Genomic DNA, 19297 nt, shown 5'->3' with positions numbered 1-19297 from the left:
CAGTATCACCCTGCACTCGGCCGGTCGCGACAGCGACCGGCCGAAGTCGTCATGAGGACAAAAATGCCGGCCCGAAGGCCGGCGAGATCAAGCCATATGGCTTGCAACAAGCTGGGTCAAAGGGGAGACCACAGGCACGCGGCACCCGATGATCTCAGAAGTGGAACTGGGCGCTGGCCATCACGCGGCTGGCATCCACCTCCTCGCCGCTGACCTTCTCGAGGTCGATGTACTGATACTCGGCCCCCACGGTCAGGCGATCGTTGACGTCCCAGATCAGGTTGACATGGGAGAACTGCACGGTGTCGGTCATGCCCTGCAGGGCCGGGGCATCGTCCGGCAGGTCTTGGTTGACCAGAGAAGTGCCGATGGAGCTCGACCAGTCGGCGTTCCAGCGGTGATCCAGGGAGATGCCGTAGCTCTGCAGGTCGACGGCCTCCAGTGAGCCATCGGCCGCCAGGAAGGCATCCGGAGCCCGATACTGAGCGCCGGCAGGGGGCACATAATCCAGGTAGCTGCCCAGGCCACTACCCACCATCAGGTTGCCCTTGAGGGTGGTGCTGCCGCCCAGCGGCAAGGCCCCCTGGGCGGCCATGCCGAAGCCGGTGGCGCTCTCGTCCTGCCCGCTCACGGCGGACTCGGTGGTGAACCGGCGCACCACCCCGGAGATACCGAAGTTGCGCTTGTATTGGTAGCGCAGGGTCAGATCGGGCACCTCGAAGTTCTCGTCGACGCTGCCGCCCGCCCCCAGGTCGGAGATCGAGGACTCGGGGTTCTCCAGAGCCACCGCAAAGGTATTCGCCCCCGCTTGGTGAGAGTAGCGCACCTGCTCGGGACGCCCAGTGGCGTACCCGATGGGGCCGCCCAGCTTGAGGATGCGCGGCGTGCCCAGGAAGTGCATGAAGTTGGTCCAGGTCTGGCCGGCCAGGAAGCCATTGTACTCGCCATAGGCGTGACGCAGGTTGAACTTCTCGTCGGGCAGGAAGTGCCCTTCGAAGTAGGTGCGCAGCATCTCGTCGCCAAACCGGGTCTGGGTGCGGAAGTTCAGGCGCGATTCACTGGCGGTGAAGGTCGTCCGACCATCGGTGGCGTTGCTCTCGCTGGCGGCCGCCAGCGGGTCAGTGGAATCGCCCAGGTCGTAATCGAAATCGTAGATGGCGTCGAACTTGATGTAGCCACCGAAGGCCACATCGGTATTGGTGCCGGGAATATTGAAGGTGCTGCGGTGGTTCCAGGGCGCGCCCACCCGGCTCGGCTCGCCGGTGACGACGGGCTGCCCCGCCTCGACCACGTCGAAGGCCGAGGAACTCTGGGCCGCAAGGATACCTGCCGGCAGCAGGGCCAGCATCAGGGTCTTCTTGGCTTGCATAGGGGTCTCTCTTGATTCGTTGTTTTAAAAGTAAGCAGAAGATATGTTGTTCTGATTCATGGTCTCTTGATGTTCCCTGACGACTCCTCCCTCGGTAGTGGTGTGTGTCGCCACCGGCGAGCCGGTGACGGCGGGCATCAGTAGAGGGTCTTCTGCGGCGGGCCGGCGAACTCGAGCGGGCCCACGCTGGCCATGTCCACCTCGACAATCGCCGGGCCGGCACTACCCACGGCCTCGGCCAGCACGCCGGCGAAGTCGTCGCCTCGACTGACCTTCCAGCGCGGCAGGCCCAGGGCATCGGCCATGGCCTGGAAGTCCGGCGTGTGCAGGTCGTTGTAGTACTGGCGACCCTCGAAGTACTTGTCCTGGATGCCGCGCATCACCCCATAGCCGCCGTCGTTCATCACCACCAGGGTCATGTCCAGGCCTTCCTGGGCCAGCGTCGCCAGCTCGCCGACCATCAGCATCAGGCCGCCGTCGCCGACCAGGGTGACCACCTTCCGGCCCTGCGCGCCCACGGCGCAGCCGATGCCGGTGGCCAGGCCCTGGCCGATGGCGCCGGCCAGCGAGTGGATGTTGGTCAGCGGGCGCTCGCTGGGCAGCAGTCGGCTGCCCCAGGTGCTACCGGAGACCGTGATGTCGCGCACGAAGATGCCGTCAACGGGCAGCGACTCGCGCACCGCGTCGCAGAGCTTGGCGTATTCGCCGACCTGGTCGCGCAGCGCCCGCTCGGCGGCCTGCACGGCACGGGCAACATCGCGGTCGACCTCGGCATCGGGCTCGCGCTTTTCCTCCAGGCGATCGGCCAGGCGCGAGAGCACGTCGCCGCACTCGCCGCACAGGAAGGCGTCGGCCTGATAGTTGCGGTGCGCCGCGGCCGGGTCGACGTCGATCTGCACCAGCGGACGCGGCAGCGCCACCGAGAAGGTGCGGGTCTCGTTGCTGCGCAGCCGCGAGCCGGCCACCAGCATCAGGTCGCTGCTGGCGAACAGCTCCTCCACCGCCGGGGCACTGTGGAAGGCTCGCAGGCTGCGCGGGTGGCTGTCGGGCAGCACGCCGCGGGCATGGGTGCTGGAGACCACCGGAATGCCGGCGTCGGCCAGCCGGCGCACGGCCTCCCCCGCCTCCAGGCAGCCGCCGCCGATCCACAGCACCGGGCGCTCGGCGGCCAGCACGCGCTCGGCCAGGCCGTCGATCTCGGCCTCACTGACCGGGGCCGGGGCGGCGGGCGCCGCCGGAGCGGCCTCGACCCACTCGACCCGGCTGGCCTGGATGTCGATGGGAATCTCCAGGCTCACCGGGCCCCGCGGCAGGGTCATGGCCTCCTGGATGGCGCGGTGCAGCAGCGGCACCACCTGCTCGGGGGTGCAGGCGCGGTAGGCACGCTTGGAGCAGGCCTCGAGGAAGCCCAGCTGGTCGCGAGTCTCGTGGATGAAGCCGGCATCGCGATCCAGGTAGGCCTTCTCGACCTGGCCGGTGATATGCAGCAGCGGCGTGCCGGCGTTGAGCGCCTCGAGCATGGCGCCCACGGCATTGCCGGCCCCGGCGCCGGTGCTGGTCAGGGCCACGCCGAGGCCGCCCACCCGGGTATGGCCGTCGGCCATGGTCACGGCGCCGGCTTCGCCGCGGGACGGCACGAAGCGCACCCGCTCGCGCCGGCCGATGGCGTCGGCGATCGGCAGGTTGTGGATGGAGATCACGCCGTACACGGCCGAGACCGCGTAGGCTTCCAGGGTGCGGGCGACGGCTTCGCCCACGGTGATGGTCGTCATGATGCTTGTCCTCTGTGACCGTGGGCGCTCAGTCGCACCAGTTCATGGGGTCGTGCTCGAGGCCCAGGTACAGGCTCTTCTGCTGCATGTAGGCCTGGATGCCCTGGCGGCCCTTCTCGCGGCCCAGGCCGCTCTCCTTGTAGCCGCCGAAGGGCGTCGAGATGGCGAACTTCTTGTAGGTGTTGATCCACACCGTGCCGACCTCGAGCCGGTCGGCCAGGCGCAGGGCCGCGCGGTAGTCGGCGCTCCAGATGCCGGCCGCCAGGCCGTAGACGTTGTCGTTGGCCAGGCCCACCAGCTCGTCCTCGTCATCAAAGGGCAGCGCCACCAGCACCGGGCCGAAGATCTCCTCCTGGCAGACCGCGCTGTCGTGGGGCAGCCCCTCGATCAGGGTCGGCGGGTAGAAGCTGCCCGCGGCCAGCTCGCCCGCGGTGGGGATCGCACCGCCACAGCGGATGCGGCCGCCCTCCTCGCGGGCCCGCTCGACGTAGGCCGCCACGCCGTCGCGGTGCGCCTCGCTGATCAGCGGCCCCAGGTGCACGCCGGGGGTCTCCGGGTGGCCGACGCGCAGCTCGCGGGCGACGGTCTCGAGACGCGCCATGACCTCGTCGTAGCGGCGGCGGTGGATGAACAGCCGCGAGCCGGCGATGCAGGCCTGGCCGGCGGAGCTGAAGATGCCATAGGCCACGCCCTTGACCGCCTGCTCCAGGTCGGCGTCCTCGCGGATGATGGTCGGCGACTTGCCGCCCAGCTCCAGGGAGGTCGTGATCAGCTTGTCGGCGGCCACATGGGCCAGGTGGCGACCGGTGTTGGTGCCGCCGGTGAAGGAGATCTTGCGCACCCTGGGGTGGCGCGCGATGGCCTCGCCGATCACGCTGCCGCGGCCCGGCAGCACGCTGAGCAGCCCCTTGGGCAGCCCCGCCTCCTCGAACAGCTCGGCGAGCTTGAGGGCCATCAGCGGGGTGGCCTCGGCGGGCTTGAGCACCACGGCGTTGCCGCCGGCCAGCGCCGGGGCGACCTTCTGCATCTCGCTGGCGATCGGCGAGTTCCAGGGCGTGATGGCGGCGATCACCCCGAGCGGCTCATAGGTGCTCAGGGTCAGGAAATCGGCGTTGCGCCGGGTGGGCAGCTCGCCCTCCAGGGTCTCGCAGGCCGCCGCGAAGTAGCGCGCGGTGCCGGCGGCGCTGGCCACCAGGCCGCGGGCCTCGGCCAGCGGTTTGCCGTTGTCACGGGTCTGCAGGGCGGCGAGCTCCTCGGCCCGCTCGCGGATCAGCTCGCTGACGCGGTAGAGCACCTCGGCCCGCTCGTGGGGCAGGCGCTCGCGCCAGGTCGGGGCGCGCCAGGCCGCGTCGGCGGCGGCGATCGCCGCCTCGACGTCGTCGAGGCTCGCGGCATTGAGCTCGGCGTTCACCGAACCGTCGGCGGGGAAGCGCGACACCATAGGGGCGCCGCGACCCTCGCGCCATTCGCCGGCGATGAAGATCTTCAGGGTCATCTCGGACACCTCCGCTTAGAACGAGACCGGCTCGAGCGCCTGGCGACAGGCGCGCACCACCGAGAGGGCGGCGAGGGTCGAGGTCTTGGGATTGCTTTCCAGGGGATGGCCGTTGAGCTCGATGGTGAACTCGCCGAAGCGCCCCCTGGCATGGATGCGGTGGGTGTTGCGCGTGGCCGCCGGGTCGACGATCAGCTGCACCCGGGTGTCGCGCATGCCCACCCCGGCCAGCGCGATGGTGGCGGCGACGTTGGAATTGGCCGGGAACAGCCGCGCGGCCTCGCCGGCATCGCCCGCGAAGAACACCGTCTTCTCGGCGACGGCGCCGAGGTCGATGAGCTGCTCGGCGTGGCTGCCCTTCCAGCTGCGCGGGGCCTTGCAGGCCTCGTAGGTGACCTCGTCGAGGCCGCCCTCGCGGGCCGCCGCCAGGCCGTCCATGCCGGCCACGGCGCCGGACAGCAGTTGCATGCGTCCACCGCCCTGGCGGGCCGCGGTGGCGAGCCGCTCATACAGGGCCGCATCGGCCAGGGCACCGGTGGCCACCACCGCCAGGGTCAGGCCACGGCGCAGCACGGCCTCGCCATGCTCGGCGAGGCCCGGCTGGCCGGCGCACTCCACCACCAGGTCGGGACGCTCGGCGCATGCCTCGATGGCGGTCAGTACCTCGGCGCGGCCGGCCAGGCGGTCGCGGGTCGCCGCGGCATGGGCTTCCGGCACCACCACCCAGGCGAGCTCCATGCCCTGGGGGAGCAGGCGATGCACCTCGCGGCCCATGGCGCCATAGCCGATCATCATCAGTCGTTGGGTCATCGGATTCTCCGTCGTCTCACAGGTGGCGATTGAAGCCACCGGAGACATCCAGGGCGGCGCCGGTGGTGAAGGAAGCCATCGGGGAGGCCAGGAAGACCAGGGCACGCGCCGGTTCCTCCGGGCGGCCCAGGCGGCCCATGGGGATGCCGCGCTTCGCGGCGATGGCGCCGATCCACTGCTCCCAGCTCTGGGACGGGTCGTCGCGCTGCTCGAAGCGGCGGCGCCACTGGCCGGACTCGACCATGCCCAGCAGGATGGAGTTGACCCGGATGCCGTCGTCGATCAGCTCGTGAGACAGCGAATGGGTCATGTTGAGCAGAGCCGCCCGCGCCGCCGAGGTGGCGATCATGTGCGGCTCCGGCTGCAGCGCCAGCAGCGAGTTGACGCAGGTCAGCGAGCCGATCTCGGAGGCCGCCAGCTGGTCGCGGAAGGCGCTCAAGGGATTGATCACCCCGAACAGCTTGAGGTTGGCCTCGGACAGCCAGGCCTCCCGCGGGGTGTCGTCGAAGTGGGCCACGTAACCCTGGCCGGCGTTGGCGATCAGCATGTCGGCGCCGCCGAAGCGCTCGCGGACGGCCGCGGCGAAGGCCGCGCAGGAGGCCTCGTCGAGCACGTCGCAGGTCTCGGCCAGCAGTTCGGCGGCGGGGAACTCCTCGACCAGCGCGGCGCGGGCCGCCTCGAGACGCTCGGGGTTGCGGCCGCACAGCGCCACCCTGGCGCCGTGGGTCAACAGCAGGCGCACGGTCTCGAGGCCGATCCCGGAGGATCCGCCGGTGACCACCGCCACCCGGTCTTCGATCATGAAACTCATGGTGTCGTCCTCTCTCGGGTCCGGGTGGAAGGCGCCAGCAGCGGCCCGGCGAAGGCCGCGACGACTGCGGCGAAGGCCACGGGAGCGTCGATGTAGCTGGCGTGGCCGGCCCGCGGAATGTCGCGATAGGGCAACCCCAGCCGCTCGGCCAGGGCCCGCGAGGCCTCGGGGGTGGTGATGGCGTCCTCGTCGCCGCACAGCACCATGGCCGGCACCGGCAGCCCCCCGGGCACATAGCCCTCCAGGGCGTCGTTGGCCAGCATCCAGCTGGCCTGGGCGAAGCCCCCGACGTGCAGGCGCCGCATGCCCTCGCGCACCCGGGCGACGTCGGCCGGATCGGCACCGTCGCGCAGCAGGCGCGGGGCGCGCGCCGCGGCATAGGCCTCGTGACCCTGCTCGGCGAGCAACGTCCAGCGGCTGCGATAGACGCTGTCGCGCTTGGCGGCATCGGCGGCGCGATAGCCCAGCGCCGGGTCGGCCAGGATCACCCCGGCCAGGCGCTCGGGTCGGCGGGCCGCGAAGGCGCTGGCCATCATCGCCCCCAGCGAGTGGCCGACCAGCACGCAGCGCTCGATGCCCAGGGCGTCGAGCCAGGCGTCGAGACGCGCGGCATAGTCCGCCGCCGTGGGCTCGGCCGCGGCCAGCGGCTGGCTGTCGCCGTAGCCCGGGGCGTCCCAGGCCAGCAGGTGGTAGCCGGCTAGATAGGGAGCCAGCGGCGCCCAGGAGGCCGCCCCGGAGCTGATGCCGTGCAGCAGCACGATGGCGGGGCCCTCGCCACTTTCGCGGTAGGCCTGGCGCCCGGCATCGAGCGTCAGGTGCCGGGGTGTCATTGCCTGGGGTGTCATGGCCGGCCCCCTCATCCGTCGCGCTTGACCCTGGACAGCGGGTGATCGTCCGGGTAGGTGGGGATCTGCGGCTTGGGCGTGCCCAGCATCACGCACATCAGGGCCTCCTCCTCGCTCTCGTTGAGCAGGCCGCGGTAGATGCCCGGCGGGATGGAGACCACGTCGCGTTCCTCGAGCACCGTCTCGGTGTAGCGGTCGCCGTCCTTGAGGAACAGGCGAATGGAGCCCTTGAGGACGAAGAAGACTTCCTCGACATCGTCATGCACGTGCAGCGGCCCCTCGCACTTGGACGGCAGCACCATGGTCGAGAAGGTGAAGTGCTCGGCCGGGATGGTATTGGTGTCGTTGGCCACGCCGGTGGCGCCGGTGCCGATGTAGCGCATCTGGGCGCGACGGTACTTGGGGTCGTAGTCGGCCTGGAACTTCAGGGCGTTCCAGTCGTACTTGCGGCCCTTGAAGCGCGCGATGCGCGTTTCGATCCAGTCCTCGAAGGACAGGTCGTCGGGTTTCTTCCAGGTAGCGAACTGTTCGGACATGGTGTCTCTCCTCGGGATCGCGCGGTGGTTGGTGGTGTTCGGGGGAGGCCTCGCCGCGCGGCCGAGGCCGGATTCGGGACGAGGGGTCCCCGGGCCGGCCGCCCGCAGGCGACCGGCATCGATGGTGACGCTGGGGGCGCCGGGCCTCGGGCCCGGCCATGGATCAGGCGTCGGCCTTCTTCTGGCGCCGGGTCTCGGCGTCGATGCCGCCCTCGATGGCCCACTCGGTGAACGACTCCAGGGAGTGCTGCATCTCGCGCGGCTCCCAGGCCTCGGTCAGGTAGTCCTCGTTGGTGTAGTACTCGAAGGCACCGCCCAAGGGGCTGTTGACGTACCAGAAGTAGGCCGAGGAGATCGGGTGCCGCCCCGGGCCGATGAAGGTGCTCCACTGACGCCGGCTCATGGCCAGGCCGCCGCCGATCACCTCGTGGATGTCGCGCACCGTGAAGGCCACGTGGTTGAGCCCCGCGCCGCGATGCGGCAGCTTGAGCAGGAAGAGGTTGTGGTGGCCGCCGCGCGCCTGCATGCGCAGGAAGACGGCGCGCTCGATGTAGCGGTCGGAGACCGAGAAGCCCAGCAATTCGCGATAGAAGCGCTCACAGGCCTCGAGGTCGTCGACGAAGAACACCGCATGGCCGATGCTCGCCGGCGTGGCCCGCTCGTAGACCGGGCTCGGCTGGTCGACGCGCTTCATGTCGCCCCACTGGTTGATCGGGGTGACCTCCAGTTCGACGTCCTTGAGCCGGGTGGGCCGGATGCACACGGTCAGGCCGTTGGGGTCGCGGCACTCCAGGCTGTCGCCGTGGTCGACGAAGCCGGGCTGGTCGCGCAGGCGTTCCCGCAGCGTGTCCAGGGCCGCGGCGTCCGCCACGCCCCAGGTCATGCGGCGCAGGGTCGAGCCCTCCTCGAAGGCCGCGGGCAGCGCCGGGTCGTCGATGCCGCGCACCACCAGGCGGGCACCGTTGAGCGTCTCGAAGGACGCGGCCCCGACCTCAGCGTCGACCGGCGCCAGGCCGAAGTCCTCGACGAATTGCTTGCCGGCCTCGACGTCCTCGGCGCCGAACTCCAATGCTTCGATACCCACGATACTCATGTCGATCTCCTGCTGAATGTGACCTCGGCCGTCACTCCGGCGACGTCACGGACACAAAGGGTCCCCGTTCGCGAGGCGAAGGCTTCGCGACAGTCGTCTGGTTGCCGTATTGGCTCGTGCCGGGCGCAGGCGAGTCGAACGCCCGGCGGAATGGATCAGGGCATGTTCATCTCATCTGGCGCTGCCCTCCGGCACTGCCCTGGTAGCCCAGCAGATTGGAGATGCTGCCGGCCGCCTCGGCGACCTCGAGCCGCAGGCGGTCGCGGTCGGCTTCCGGGATCTCGTGCACCGGCACCATGATGCTGACCACCCCCTCGACCTCGCCGTCGTGGTTGAACAGCGGGTAGACGATCGAGGAGATGCCGAACTGGAAGTAGGATTCGCCGATCACGTAACCCCGCTCGCGATCCTCCTGGACCAGAGCCCAGAGCGCCTCGCGATCCGTCGGCGCACCGGGTTCGCTGTCCGGCAGGCTGTCCTCGGGATAGAGCGCCTCGAAGGCCTCGCGACTCAGGCCGGTCAGCAGCATCCGCCCCAGAGAGGTGCGATGCACCGGCAGGCGGGTGCCGACGCTGACCCGGCGGATGGTGGCGTTGGCGGCGCTGACCCGGGCCACGTAGATGACGTCGCGGCCGTCGCGAATGGCGATATGGCTCGAGCAGCCGGTCTTGTCGCGCAGCGACTCGATCACCGGCTGGCCGACCTGCACCACGTCCAGGGAGGCGACGTACTCGAAGCCCAGCCGCAGCACGTTGACCCCCAGCGAATACAGCCCGGTGGATGGATGGCGCCGGATGAAGCCCATGTACTCCAGGGTCTGGATGGCGCGGTAGGCCGTGGCCTTGGGGATGTCGACGCGCTTGACGATCTCGGCGAAGCTCATCTCCCGATGGCTGCGGCTCAGCTCCATCAGGATGATCAGGCCACGCTCCAGGCCCGGGATCAGGTACTTCCGTGCGTCCTTCTCGGTGTCGCTCATCGCGTCATCGCCTCTTGGTGTCGGGTCGGTTTCCGCGCCGGCTGGCGGGCTTCTCGCTGAGCCCTGGCGCCCTCGCGCCTACGATACCGGATCGGGACCCGGGAGCCGATTGCGCCTCGGCTTCCCTCGACGGCTTGGCGCCGCCTTTAATTCAAATATTAAACTGTATTTCTTATTTGATACAGCTTGAAGATAGACATCGGACCGCTGTTTGTCAAGGCCCGTTGGCTTCGCCTCCAGTCGCGCACAATCCATTGATTTGAAAAGGGAAAAAAGCCCCCTCTCGGGCCATTCCCGAGGACGGCACGCCCATCGCCGACGGCGCCGCGTCCTCAGGCCCGCGCCGTGGCCGACAAACGCTTGTCACGCAGCTCGGCCATCCGCCGCGCCAGTCGCTCCAGCAACATCGCCTTGGCTCCCTGGTGGGCCGAATCGGCCCACAGGTTGCGGGTCTCGTGGGGGTCCTCGGCCAGGTGATAGAGCTCGCCGCCCGCCTCGCCCTCGAACAGGCTGAGCCGCCACGCCTCGGTGACCAGGGTGGTGATGCCGCTGTCGGCGTCGCCATCGCGGAACACCTGGATGCCGGCATCCTCGATCAGCACCGGCGGCGCCGGCCGACTCTCGTCGAACAGGTCGCGCCCCTGCATGCCGACGGGCATCCTCAGGCCGGCGCGCTGCAACAGCGTCGGCGCCAGGTCGATGGCACTGCCGAGCCGCGCCGAGACGCGCCCGCCCGGTTCGGGCGAGCGAGGGTCGTGCCAGATCAGCGGCACGCGCACCACGCTCTGGAAGTGCAGGCCGAGCTTGAGCACGGTGCCGTAATCGCCCATGTAGTCGCCGTGGTCCGAGGTGAAGGCCACCACGGTGTCGTCGGCGAGCCCCCTGGCCGCGAGCCGTCCCAGCACCTCGCCCACGGCATCGTCGACCATCGAGATGCTGCCGTAGTTGAGGGCGATGATCTGGCGGAGCTGGCGCTCGGACAGGCTCAGCGGCCAGTGGCTGTCGGGCTCGTCGCGTCCCCAGCGATAGGCCGCCAGCGCCGCGTCCGGCAGGCCGGCGATCTCCTCGACCGAACGTCCCGCCGTGGCCGGCAGCACCACCTCGTCGGGGTCGTACATCGACCAGTAGCGGCCGGGGGGCGTGAAGGGGTGGTGCGGATCGGGAAAGGACACCACCAGCACGAAGGGCGTCTCGTCGTCCTGCTCGTCGAGAAACGCGCAGGCCTGGTCGGCGACGTAGGCGGTCGGATAGGAGGCCTCGGGCAGCGCCGTGCGCCAGCACTGCGGCGCCGTGACGCTCTCGTCGGGCAGGGCGTTGGCCGGCCCGCGCAGCGCGTCCGGATCGGCGTGGCGCTCGCGCAGCCAGGCGCCGTAGTGGCCCTCGACCCGGTCGCCGTGGCCGATGCACAGCCGCACATGATCGAAGCCGTAGTAGGGCGTGGGCAGCTCGAGGTCCGGCGTCTCGGCCCAGCGCCGGCGCACCTCCCAGCGGTAGGCGTCGCCGTCGCGCTGGCGGCGCAGGCTGTGCCCCAGTGCCGCGGGCAGCGTCTCGCCCTCGCCGCCCTGGTGCCGCTCGGGCGCGGGGATGTCGGTGACGTTCTGGAAATGCGCCTTGCCGATGTAGCCGGTGCGATAGCCGGCCCCGCGCAGCACGTCGGCGAAGGTCACGCTGTCCAGGTCCAGCGGGATGCCGTTCTGGCGCACGCCGTTGACCGAGGGCTGCTGGCCGGTGACCAGGCAGGCCCGGTTGGGCTGGCAGATCGGCGTGGTCACGTGGAAGCGCGTGAAACGCACCCCCGAGGCGGCCAGCCCGTCCAGGTGCGGCGTCCTGACGGTAGGATCGCCATAGCAGCCCAGGTGCTCGGCACGCTGCTGGTCGGTGATAAAGACGATAAAGTTCGGGCGTCGCATGTCGGCCTCCTCATCACGGGCCCTGGGCCTCCCGGTGGCCAGGCGGCCACCGGGGGACCGGCTCAGTCGAACATCAGCCCGACCGGCCAGGTGACGATCTCGGGGAAGGCGAAGACGATGGCGATGGCCAGGAAATCGCAGACCAGGAAGGGCACCGCGGCCTTGTAGATGCTGCCCATGCCCGTGCCCTGGGGCGCCACGGCCTTCATCACGAACAGTGCGGCGCCCAGCGGCGGCGAGGTGGAGCCGGTCTCGATGGCGATCAGGAACAGCGCCGCGAACCACAGGGGGTCGAAGCCGAACTGCTCCACCACCGGCACGAAGATCGGCAGGGTGATCATCATGATCGGCAGCGGCCCCATGAACATGCCCAACACCACGATGGTCAGCACCATGGCCAGCACGATGGTCTTGTCGCCGAACGGCAGGCCAAGCACGGCGTCCATCAGGCCGAAGGTCGCCCCGGTGAAGGACAGCAGCTGGGTGAAGGCGATGGCGCCGGCCACGATCAGCAGCACCATCACCGAGATGGCGGCGCTCTCGAACATCGAGCTCTGGAAGATGCCGAGGCTCAGGCGGCGCTTGAGCAGGGCCAGCAGCACCGTGGCCACGGCGCCGGAGGCCGCCGCCTCGGTGGGCGTGGCCAGGCCCAGGAAGATCACCCCGACCACGGCGAAGACGATGATGCCGATGGGCAGGATGTTGCGGGCCCCGGCCTCGAGCTTGACCCGCGTCGACGTGGGGGCGACGTCGAACGACGGCGCCACGTCCGGCTGCAGGGTGCAGCGACCGAGAATGTACACGGTATAGAGCACCGCCATCAGCAGGCCCGGCAGGATGATGGCGATCAGCAGCCGCCCGATCGGCAGCTCGGCCACCACGCCCAGCACCACGGCCAGCGAGCTCGGCGGGATCATGATCGCCAGGCCGGCGGAGCCGAGGACAGGCCCCAGCGACATGGGCTTCTGGTAGCCGCGCTTCTCCATCTCCGGCACCAGGCTGGAGCCCAGCAGGGCGATGGAGCCCATGCTGTTGCCGGTCAGGGTGGAGAACAGCACCCCGCCGCCCACGGCCATGAAGGCCAGCCGGCCGCGCAGCTTGCCGAACCACTTGTCGAGGGTATCCAGCAGATCGTTGGCGATGCCCGAGCGGAACATCACCTCGCCCATGATCATGAACATGGCGATGGGCACCAGGGTAAAGCTGGTCAGTGCGCCGGTGGTGTTGATCACCAGCTGTTCGACGCCGGACATGCCGCCCAGCAGCACATAGGCGCCGACCAGGTTGACGACCAGGAAGGCGAACGCCACCGGCATCCCGAGCATCATCAGCAGCAGGAGCGGTCCCATGAGCAGAAGCAGCGTCAGCCACCAGTCCATATCAGCCTCCAGGGGAGAGTGTTGTCTATGCGTGGGCCCGGCGGGCTCAGCGCTTGAAACTGTCGAGAGTCTGCGCCACGAACTGGATCGCGAGCAGCAGCATGCCGAGAGGGAAGACCATGGTGATCAGGTAGCTCGGCGGTCGCATCAGGGTGGTCTCGCGCATCCCGTACTCGAGCTGGTCGAGGGTCACCAGACCGCCGACCCAGGCGCTGTAGCCGCAGGCCACCGCCGCCAGGGCGCTCATCAGGGCGACCAGCAGGCGGCGCGGCCACTCGGGCAGGGCATCGGTGACCAGGTCGATGGCCACGTGGCGGTGCTTCTCGAGCAGGTAGGGCGCGCCGAGGAAGGTCATGTAGAGCAGCGAGTATTCGCTGAGCTCGATGACCCAGACCAGGGAATTGTCGAACAGTACCCGGGAGAGAATCTCCAGGAACACCAGGGCGGTGGCGAGGACCAGCACCAGCCCACTGAGCCAGGCCAGCCACAGGTTCAACCGGCTGACGCCACGCATGAAGGCGTTGGACGGTAGGCACTCGGCGGAAAGGGAGTCATCCATAGCGAAGGCCCCGATAGGTGGTCAGGGCCCGGCGCCCCGGAGGTGGGCGCCGGGCACGGGGAAGAATCACTCGACCAGCATGGCCTTGAGGTCGGCATGCAGTTCGGGATCCACGTCCTCGGCGAGATGGTTCCAGGCCGCCTCGATGGCGGTCGCGATGTACTCGTCGGCGGCCTCGCCGGTCAGCTCGATCTCCTGGAAGCCGGCCTCGTCCATCTGCGCATAGCCGGTGGCGATGATCTCGTCCCAGCTAGCGTCGATCTCGGGCGCCAGCTCTTCACGAAGATAGCGCTGCACCCGCGCCTGCAGGTCCTCGGGCAGTTCGCTCCAGGCCTCCGGATTGACCAGCACGTTGAAACCGGCCCGATAGTAGGGAGGGGTGATGTAGTAGTTGACCACGTCCTCGAACTGGTCGACCCACCCCAGGTTGCTCTGGGCGAAGCCGTCGATGACGCCGCGCTCCATGGCGGTGTAGATCTCGCCCATCGGCAGCACCAGGGGCTCGGCGCCGAGCGCCTCGACGAAGGGCAGGATGGTGGGGAAGACGCGGATGCGCTTGCCGGCGATGTCGTCGAGGCCGGTCACCTCGTCCTTGAAGAACAGGAAGAACTTCACGGGACTCGCCGGGATCTCGCCGAGATAGTGCAGGCCCCGCTCGGCGTGGACCTCGGTCATCCGCTCCAGGTAGCCGGACTGGGCGATCTCGTCGTAGGTCTTGAACGACAGGTTGGAGGCGGTGGCCGAGGGCACCAGGCCGGAATAGTAGCTGGGGCTGGTCAGCGCCATGTCGATGGAGCCGTTGCGTACGGCGTCGGCCAGGCGGAAGGGCGGCATTACCTCGGGGCCGCCGCGCCAGTTGATCTGCAGTTCGCCGTCGAACGTCTCGTTGATGGCCTCGACGAAGGCCTCGAAGCCGTGGGAGACCACCGCGGTCTTGGGCGTGAAGGAGACGGCGTTGAGGGTGATTTCCTCGGCCTGAGCGGCACCGGCGGCGGCCGCCAGGGACAGGCCCAGCAGGGACTTGGTCAGGAGCTGCTTGGTCATGCGGGGATTTCCTCGGGTGTTGTTATTGAAGCGTTCGGAGAGTGGCGGCCGGCGTCAGGCCAGTTCCACGCCCCAGGCATCGTAGCCGTAGACCCAGTCGGCATTTCCCTCGCCCTTGAGCCAGTCGTTGGCCCGGGAGCCGCGCTGCACCTTGGCGGTACGTTCCTTGCGGGCCGACTCGTAGCGTTCCAGCGCCGCGGCGAGGCCATCGCGGTCGACGCCTTCCAGGCAGCGCGACAGCACCACGGCGTCCTCGATGGCCATGCAGGCGCCCTGGGCCATGAAGGGCACCATGGGGTGGGCGGCATCGCCGAGCAGGGTGGCATGCCCCACCGACCAGCGTTCCATGGGCTCGCGCACGTAGAGCGCCGACTTGGTCACGCCGTCACAGGCGGCCAGCAGGGCCCGTACGTCGGGATGGAAGTCCCGGTAGACCCGGCGCAGTTCCTCGACGTCGCCGGGCAGGGTCCAGGATTCCTCGCGCCAGTCGTCCTGGGGCGTGGTGGCGAAGATGAACACCTCCTCGCCGCGGGTCAGCGGGAAGACCACCACCTGGACGTCGGCGCTCGGGCCCCACCACTTGGTGAAGGCATCCAGGTTCTCGACCTCCGGCACCGCGCTGCGCGGCACCACCGAGCGATAGGACACCAGGCCGGTGAACTCGGGCTGGTCCTCGCCGAACAGCTCGCGACGCACCGCGGAGTGAATGCCGTCGCCGCCGATCACCAGGTCGACGTCCGCGTGGCTGCCGTCGGCGAAATGGATGCGCATCGGCTCGCCCTGCTCGATGCGCTCGGCCTGCTTGCCCAGATGGAGGGCCTCATCGGGCAGGGCCTTCTCCAGTGCCTGGAGCAGGTCGCCGCGATGGATCGTCAGCTGCGGGGCGCCATAGCGCTGCTCGGCGGCCTCGCTCATGGGCAGTCGCGAGGTCTCCTCGCCGGTGTCCCAGGTGCGGCTGATGCGGTGGGTCGGGCGCGCCGCGGTCTCGCGCAGCACCTCGCCCACGCCCAGGCGATCCAGGGCGCGCACGGCGTTGGGGGTCAGGTTGACGTCGGCACCGATGCGCAGGAACTGCCTGGTGCGTTCGAAGACGATGGCCTCGTGGCCCAGTTGACGCAGCGCCAGCGCCGCGCAGAGACCGCCGACACCCCCACCGCAGATACCAATCTTCAGGCTTGTCATGCTGTTGTTACCTTTGTTGCCGTCCCGGACGGCGCGCCGCTCGGCGTGCCATATTTGAAACTCTGTTTATTATTTGATGCTAGCAAATGTAGGCCCGCCGTCGGGCTTTGTCAAACGTCACCCGGGGAGTCATGCGGAGCCGAAGAACGCCCCTCGATGAATCAACAAGATACCTGGTCGAAGAGAGGCGCCGGCCCGCTGCGAGCCGACGCCGGCCGCTCAGTAGCGGCGGATCAGGGGAAGGAGTACGACGGCGCCCAGGAAGGCCATGGCCATCATGAACATCAGGCCGGCAGTCATGTCGCCGGTGGCGACGATCAGCGCGCCGATCAGCACCGGCACCAGGGCGCCGGAGAAGTTGCCCAGGCCGTTGAAGATGCCGCCGGCGGTGGCGCTGACGTCGGAGGGGGTGGCCTTGGCCAGCAGCGCGAAGACATTGGGCGCGCCGACGCCCCACATGGCGGCACTGAACGACATGGCGGCGATCATCGCCCAGTTGGAGTCTTCGATGGACAGCACCAGCGCCAGCCCCAGGCCCGCCCCGAGCATGGCGATCGAGCACATCAGCGCGCGTCGGTCGAAGCGGTCGGAGGCGACGGCGCCGATCACCTCGCCCAGCAGCATGGCGATGAACGGCAGCGCGGAGAAGATCCCCGCCTGGTCGAGATCGATGCCCTTGTCCTGGACCAGATAGGTGGGCAGCCAGCTGTTGAGCCCCCACAGATAGGCCAGGAAGGCAACGTTGAACAGGCACATCGCCCAGAACGACCAGCGCTTGAGCAGCCGGCCGGTAGCGGCGCGGTGGGTGGCCAGCGGCACGTGCTGCCTGTCGCTGTGCTGCAGCGCCGGGGAGCGGGTGCTGACCTCGAGGCGCCGGAACACCAGGTAGACCAGCAGCATCACCGGCAGCGTCAGCAGGGCGATGGCGAAGAAGCTGGCCCGCCAGCCGAACTGCTCGACCACCCAGATGGTGAAGGGAAAGCCCAGAGTGGCGCCGATCGGCGTGCCCAGCAGCCACAGCATGGTCGCCCGGGCCTGTTCGCGGGGCGGGAAGAGCCGCTTGACGATGGTGTAGGCCACCGCGAACATCGGCCCCTCGGCGATGCCCAGCAGCACCCGCAGGCCGAGCATCAGGCCGAAATCGTCGACGAACCCCATCACCGCCATGATGCTGGCGGTGAGGATCAGCATGCCGTAGAGGCAGCTCCGCGGGCTGAAGATATCGCCGAGGAAGCCGAGGAATATCGACGAGGCCCCGTAGGACAGCAGGAAGCCGGTCATCAGCAGTCCCAGGCGGGTCGACTCGCCCTCCAGGCCCAGGTCGGCCTGGAAGGCGGGACTCGAGATCAGCACGGCGACGCTGATCTTGTCGAAGAAGGACAGGATCACGCAGGCCAGCAGGGCCAGGGGCACCAGCCAGCGCCGCGCGCCACTCGATGGCCCGGCATCGGGCAAGGCCCCGGCCGTCAGGGCCGGGGCGGCAGTATCGGACATGGGTTCACCCGTTATCGTTGTGTCGTCACGTCATCAGGGGGGCCGGCTCAGCGCAGCTGCATCAGGTTGTAGTCGGGATCGCCCAGGGCCTCGGGGGCGAGCACCCGTTCGGCGGCCAGCCAGCGCTTGCCGAGCTTGATGGCGCGCGGCTGGTCGAAGGCCACCATCTGCACCAGGCGACTCTCGTCGTCGAGATAGAAGAACACTGGCCCCTGCGGATCCGGGCGGACCACGCAATGGGGCTCGCCACTGGGCACGCCGAGGATCTGGATGTTGACGCCGTGCTGGTCGGACCACAGCCAGGCCGGCTCGTCGTAATGCGCCTCCTTGCCGAGCATGGCGTCGGCCACCACCCGGGCCTGGTTCTGGGCATAGGCCCAGGACTGCAGGCAGAGCCCCAGATGGGGATGCTGAGAGACGTCACCCGCGGCGAAGATCCTGGGATCGGAGGTGTGCCCGGCGGCATCGACGATGATCCCCTGCTCGGTCCTGAGCCCGGCGTCGCGGGCCAGCTCCAGGTTGATCTCGACGCCGACGCCCACCACCACCAGGTCGTAGGGCTCGTGGGCCTCGCCGTCGGCGGTGATCGCCACCCGGCCGTCGACCTCCTCGCTCAGCCGGATGTCCTGGCGGTCGAGTGCCAGGCCGACGCCGTGGCGCTCGTGGAGCTCGCGGATCGCCTCGGCCACCTCGGGGCCCACGCTGCGACCGCACAGCGCCGGGGCGCGCTCGAAGACGTCCACCTCGACGCCCAGCTTGCGGGCGCTGGAGGCCACCTCCAGGCCGATCCAGCCGCCGCCGATGACGCCGACCCGGCGGCTGCCCTCGAGCTTGGCCTTGAGTCGGGTGGCGTCGTCCCAGGTGCGCAGGGTCATGACGTTGGCGATGCTCGCCCATTCGGCCACCGGCAGCCGCGGCCGGCTGCCGGTGGCGATCAGCAGCCGATCGTAGGGCAGCCGCTCGCCGTCGTCGAGCACCACCTCGCCGGCCTGGCGATCGATCTCGATGGCACGGTGGGGGCGCCGCCAGTCGATATCGAGGGCCGCCAGGCTATCCGCCGGGAACAGCCGCGGCAGCGGTTCGCTGTCGGTGACCACGCCCTTGGACAGCGGCGGCCGCTCGTAGAAGTCGTGGGGCTCGTCGGCGACCACGCTCAGGCGGCCCTCGAAGCCCTCGCCACGCAGCGCCTTGCAGGCATAGCCGCCGGCCTGGCCGCCACCGATCACCACGATGTGCTGGATATCGCTTGCCATGTGCACCACCTCAGTTGAAGACGAAGCCGCCGTTGACCGGGATCACCTGCCCGGTGACGAAGGTCGACCAGTCCGACAGCAGGTAGAGGATGGTGCCGTCCACGTCGTCGGGCTGCTGTTCGCGTTTCAGGGCTCGGCCCTGGGCATAGAAGTCGTAGCGCTCCTGGGGGACATACTCGGTGGCCTCGCAGTGGGTCAGCCCCGGGGCGACGGCGTTGACACCGATCTCGCGCTCGCCGAGTTCCCTGGCCATGGCGCGGGTCATGGCGATCACCGCGCCCTTGCTGGCCACATAGGCCATCAGCCTGGGCGCGCCCCACAGGGCGGTGTCCGAGGCCAGGTTGACCACTCGGCCGCCGCCGGCCGCCTCGAACAGCGGCACGGCGGCCCGGGTCATCAGCCAGGCACCGCGCACGTTGACCGTCATCACCTTGTCCCAGAGGGCCATGTCGTAGTCCATCAGCGTCTCGCCGCCGACGCCGGTGGCGATGGCGGCGTTGTTGACCAGCCCGTCCAGGGGGCCGCCGTCGGCGAGGCGGGCCATGCCCGCCTCGATGGAGGCGGGGTCGGCCTGGTCGATGACATGCGCCTCGACCTCGGCGCCGCCCTCGCGCAGCGCCGCGGCGGTCTGCTCCAACTCGGCCTCGAGGATGTCGCTGATCACCAGCCGGGCGCCCTCGGCGGCGGCGGCCTCGGCGACGCTGCGCCCCAGGCCGCGCGCGGCGCCGGTCACCAGGATGCGCTTGCCGGAAAGCATCTGCGCCAT

17 protein-coding genes are annotated in these 19297 nt (G+C 69.3%); all 17 read right to left on the bottom strand.

The window, feature by feature from the left end:
• Positions 1–154: 154 nt before the first annotated feature.
• The 17 genes from OCT48_RS00400 to OCT48_RS00320 all read right to left on the bottom strand — a co-directional run bounded on the left by OCT48_RS00400 (position 155) and on the right by OCT48_RS00320 (position 19297).
• Positions 155–1369 carry a porin gene (locus OCT48_RS00400; RefSeq protein ID WP_263590842.1) on the bottom strand — a complete coding sequence of 405 codons (1215 nt, stop codon included), beginning with the start codon at positions 1367–1369 and terminating at the stop codon, positions 155–157.
• Between the two features lie 137 nt (positions 1370–1506).
• Positions 1507–3141, bottom strand: a complete 1635-nt coding sequence (locus tag OCT48_RS00395; protein WP_318152538.1) for a thiamine pyrophosphate-binding protein — start codon at positions 3139–3141, stop codon at positions 1507–1509.
• Positions 3142–3169: 28 nt separating this feature from the next.
• Positions 3170–4636 (bottom strand): aldehyde dehydrogenase, encoded by a 1467-nt coding sequence (locus OCT48_RS00390; protein ID WP_263590841.1) that lies wholly within the window; start codon positions 4634–4636, stop codon positions 3170–3172.
• Between the two features lie 15 nt (positions 4637–4651).
• A complete protein-coding gene (locus OCT48_RS00385) occupies positions 4652–5446 on the bottom strand; it encodes an aspartate dehydrogenase (RefSeq protein WP_263590840.1) in 795 nt (264 codons plus the stop codon).
• A 16-nt stretch (positions 5447–5462) separates the two neighbouring features.
• Positions 5463–6257, bottom strand: a complete 795-nt coding sequence (locus tag OCT48_RS00380; RefSeq protein ID WP_263590839.1) for an SDR family oxidoreductase — start codon at positions 6255–6257, stop codon at positions 5463–5465.
• Entirely contained in the window at positions 6254–7102 is an 849-nt protein-coding gene (locus OCT48_RS00375) for an alpha/beta fold hydrolase (RefSeq protein WP_263590838.1), read from the bottom strand. Before OCT48_RS00375 ends, OCT48_RS00380 begins: the two co-directional genes overlap by 4 nt.
• A gap of 11 nt (positions 7103–7113) precedes the next feature.
• Positions 7114–7638 (bottom strand): cupin domain-containing protein, encoded by a 525-nt coding sequence (locus OCT48_RS00370; protein WP_263590837.1) that lies wholly within the window; start codon positions 7636–7638, stop codon positions 7114–7116.
• 163 nt (positions 7639–7801) lie between these two features.
• On the bottom strand, positions 7802–8731 hold the full coding sequence (locus OCT48_RS00365) for a VOC family protein (RefSeq protein WP_263590836.1): 930 nt from the start codon (positions 8729–8731) through the stop codon (positions 7802–7804).
• A 166-nt stretch (positions 8732–8897) separates the two neighbouring features.
• On the bottom strand, positions 8898–9710 hold the full coding sequence (locus tag OCT48_RS00360; protein WP_263590835.1) for an IclR family transcriptional regulator: 813 nt from the start codon (positions 9708–9710) through the stop codon (positions 8898–8900).
• 332 nt (positions 9711–10042) lie between these two features.
• A complete protein-coding gene (locus OCT48_RS00355; RefSeq protein ID WP_263590834.1) occupies positions 10043–11620 on the bottom strand; it encodes a sulfatase in 1578 nt (525 codons plus the stop codon).
• 62 nt (positions 11621–11682) lie between these two features.
• Positions 11683–12999 (bottom strand): TRAP transporter large permease, encoded by a 1317-nt coding sequence (locus OCT48_RS00350; protein WP_263590833.1) that lies wholly within the window; start codon positions 12997–12999, stop codon positions 11683–11685.
• A gap of 46 nt (positions 13000–13045) precedes the next feature.
• Positions 13046–13558 (bottom strand): TRAP transporter small permease, encoded by a 513-nt coding sequence (locus OCT48_RS00345; RefSeq protein ID WP_263590832.1) that lies wholly within the window; start codon positions 13556–13558, stop codon positions 13046–13048.
• A gap of 66 nt (positions 13559–13624) precedes the next feature.
• Positions 13625–14602: a TRAP transporter substrate-binding protein DctP gene (gene dctP / locus OCT48_RS00340; protein ID WP_263590831.1), complete on the bottom strand. Its 978-nt coding sequence runs from the start codon at positions 14600–14602 to the stop codon at positions 13625–13627.
• A 54-nt stretch (positions 14603–14656) separates the two neighbouring features.
• Positions 14657–15784 carry an FAD-dependent monooxygenase gene (locus tag OCT48_RS00335; protein WP_263590830.1) on the bottom strand — a complete coding sequence of 376 codons (1128 nt, stop codon included), beginning with the start codon at positions 15782–15784 and terminating at the stop codon, positions 14657–14659.
• Positions 15785–16003: 219 nt separating this feature from the next.
• Positions 16004–17278, bottom strand: a complete 1275-nt coding sequence (locus tag OCT48_RS00330; protein ID WP_263590829.1) for an MFS transporter — start codon at positions 17276–17278, stop codon at positions 16004–16006.
• Positions 17279–17325: 47 nt separating this feature from the next.
• Positions 17326–18531, bottom strand: coding sequence for an NAD(P)/FAD-dependent oxidoreductase (locus OCT48_RS00325; RefSeq protein WP_263590828.1), 1206 nt, complete (start codon positions 18529–18531; stop codon positions 17326–17328).
• Between the two features lie 10 nt (positions 18532–18541).
• The gene (locus tag OCT48_RS00320) at positions 18542–19297 is read right to left on the bottom strand and encodes an SDR family oxidoreductase (protein ID WP_263590827.1); all 756 of its coding nucleotides are present in this window, start codon (positions 19295–19297) and stop codon (positions 18542–18544) included.

The organism is Halomonas sp. M4R1S46, assembly GCF_025725685.1.
GTDB lineage: Bacteria > Pseudomonadota > Gammaproteobacteria > Pseudomonadales > Halomonadaceae > Halomonas.
This window is presented reverse-complemented; position numbering and strand designations above follow the sequence as displayed.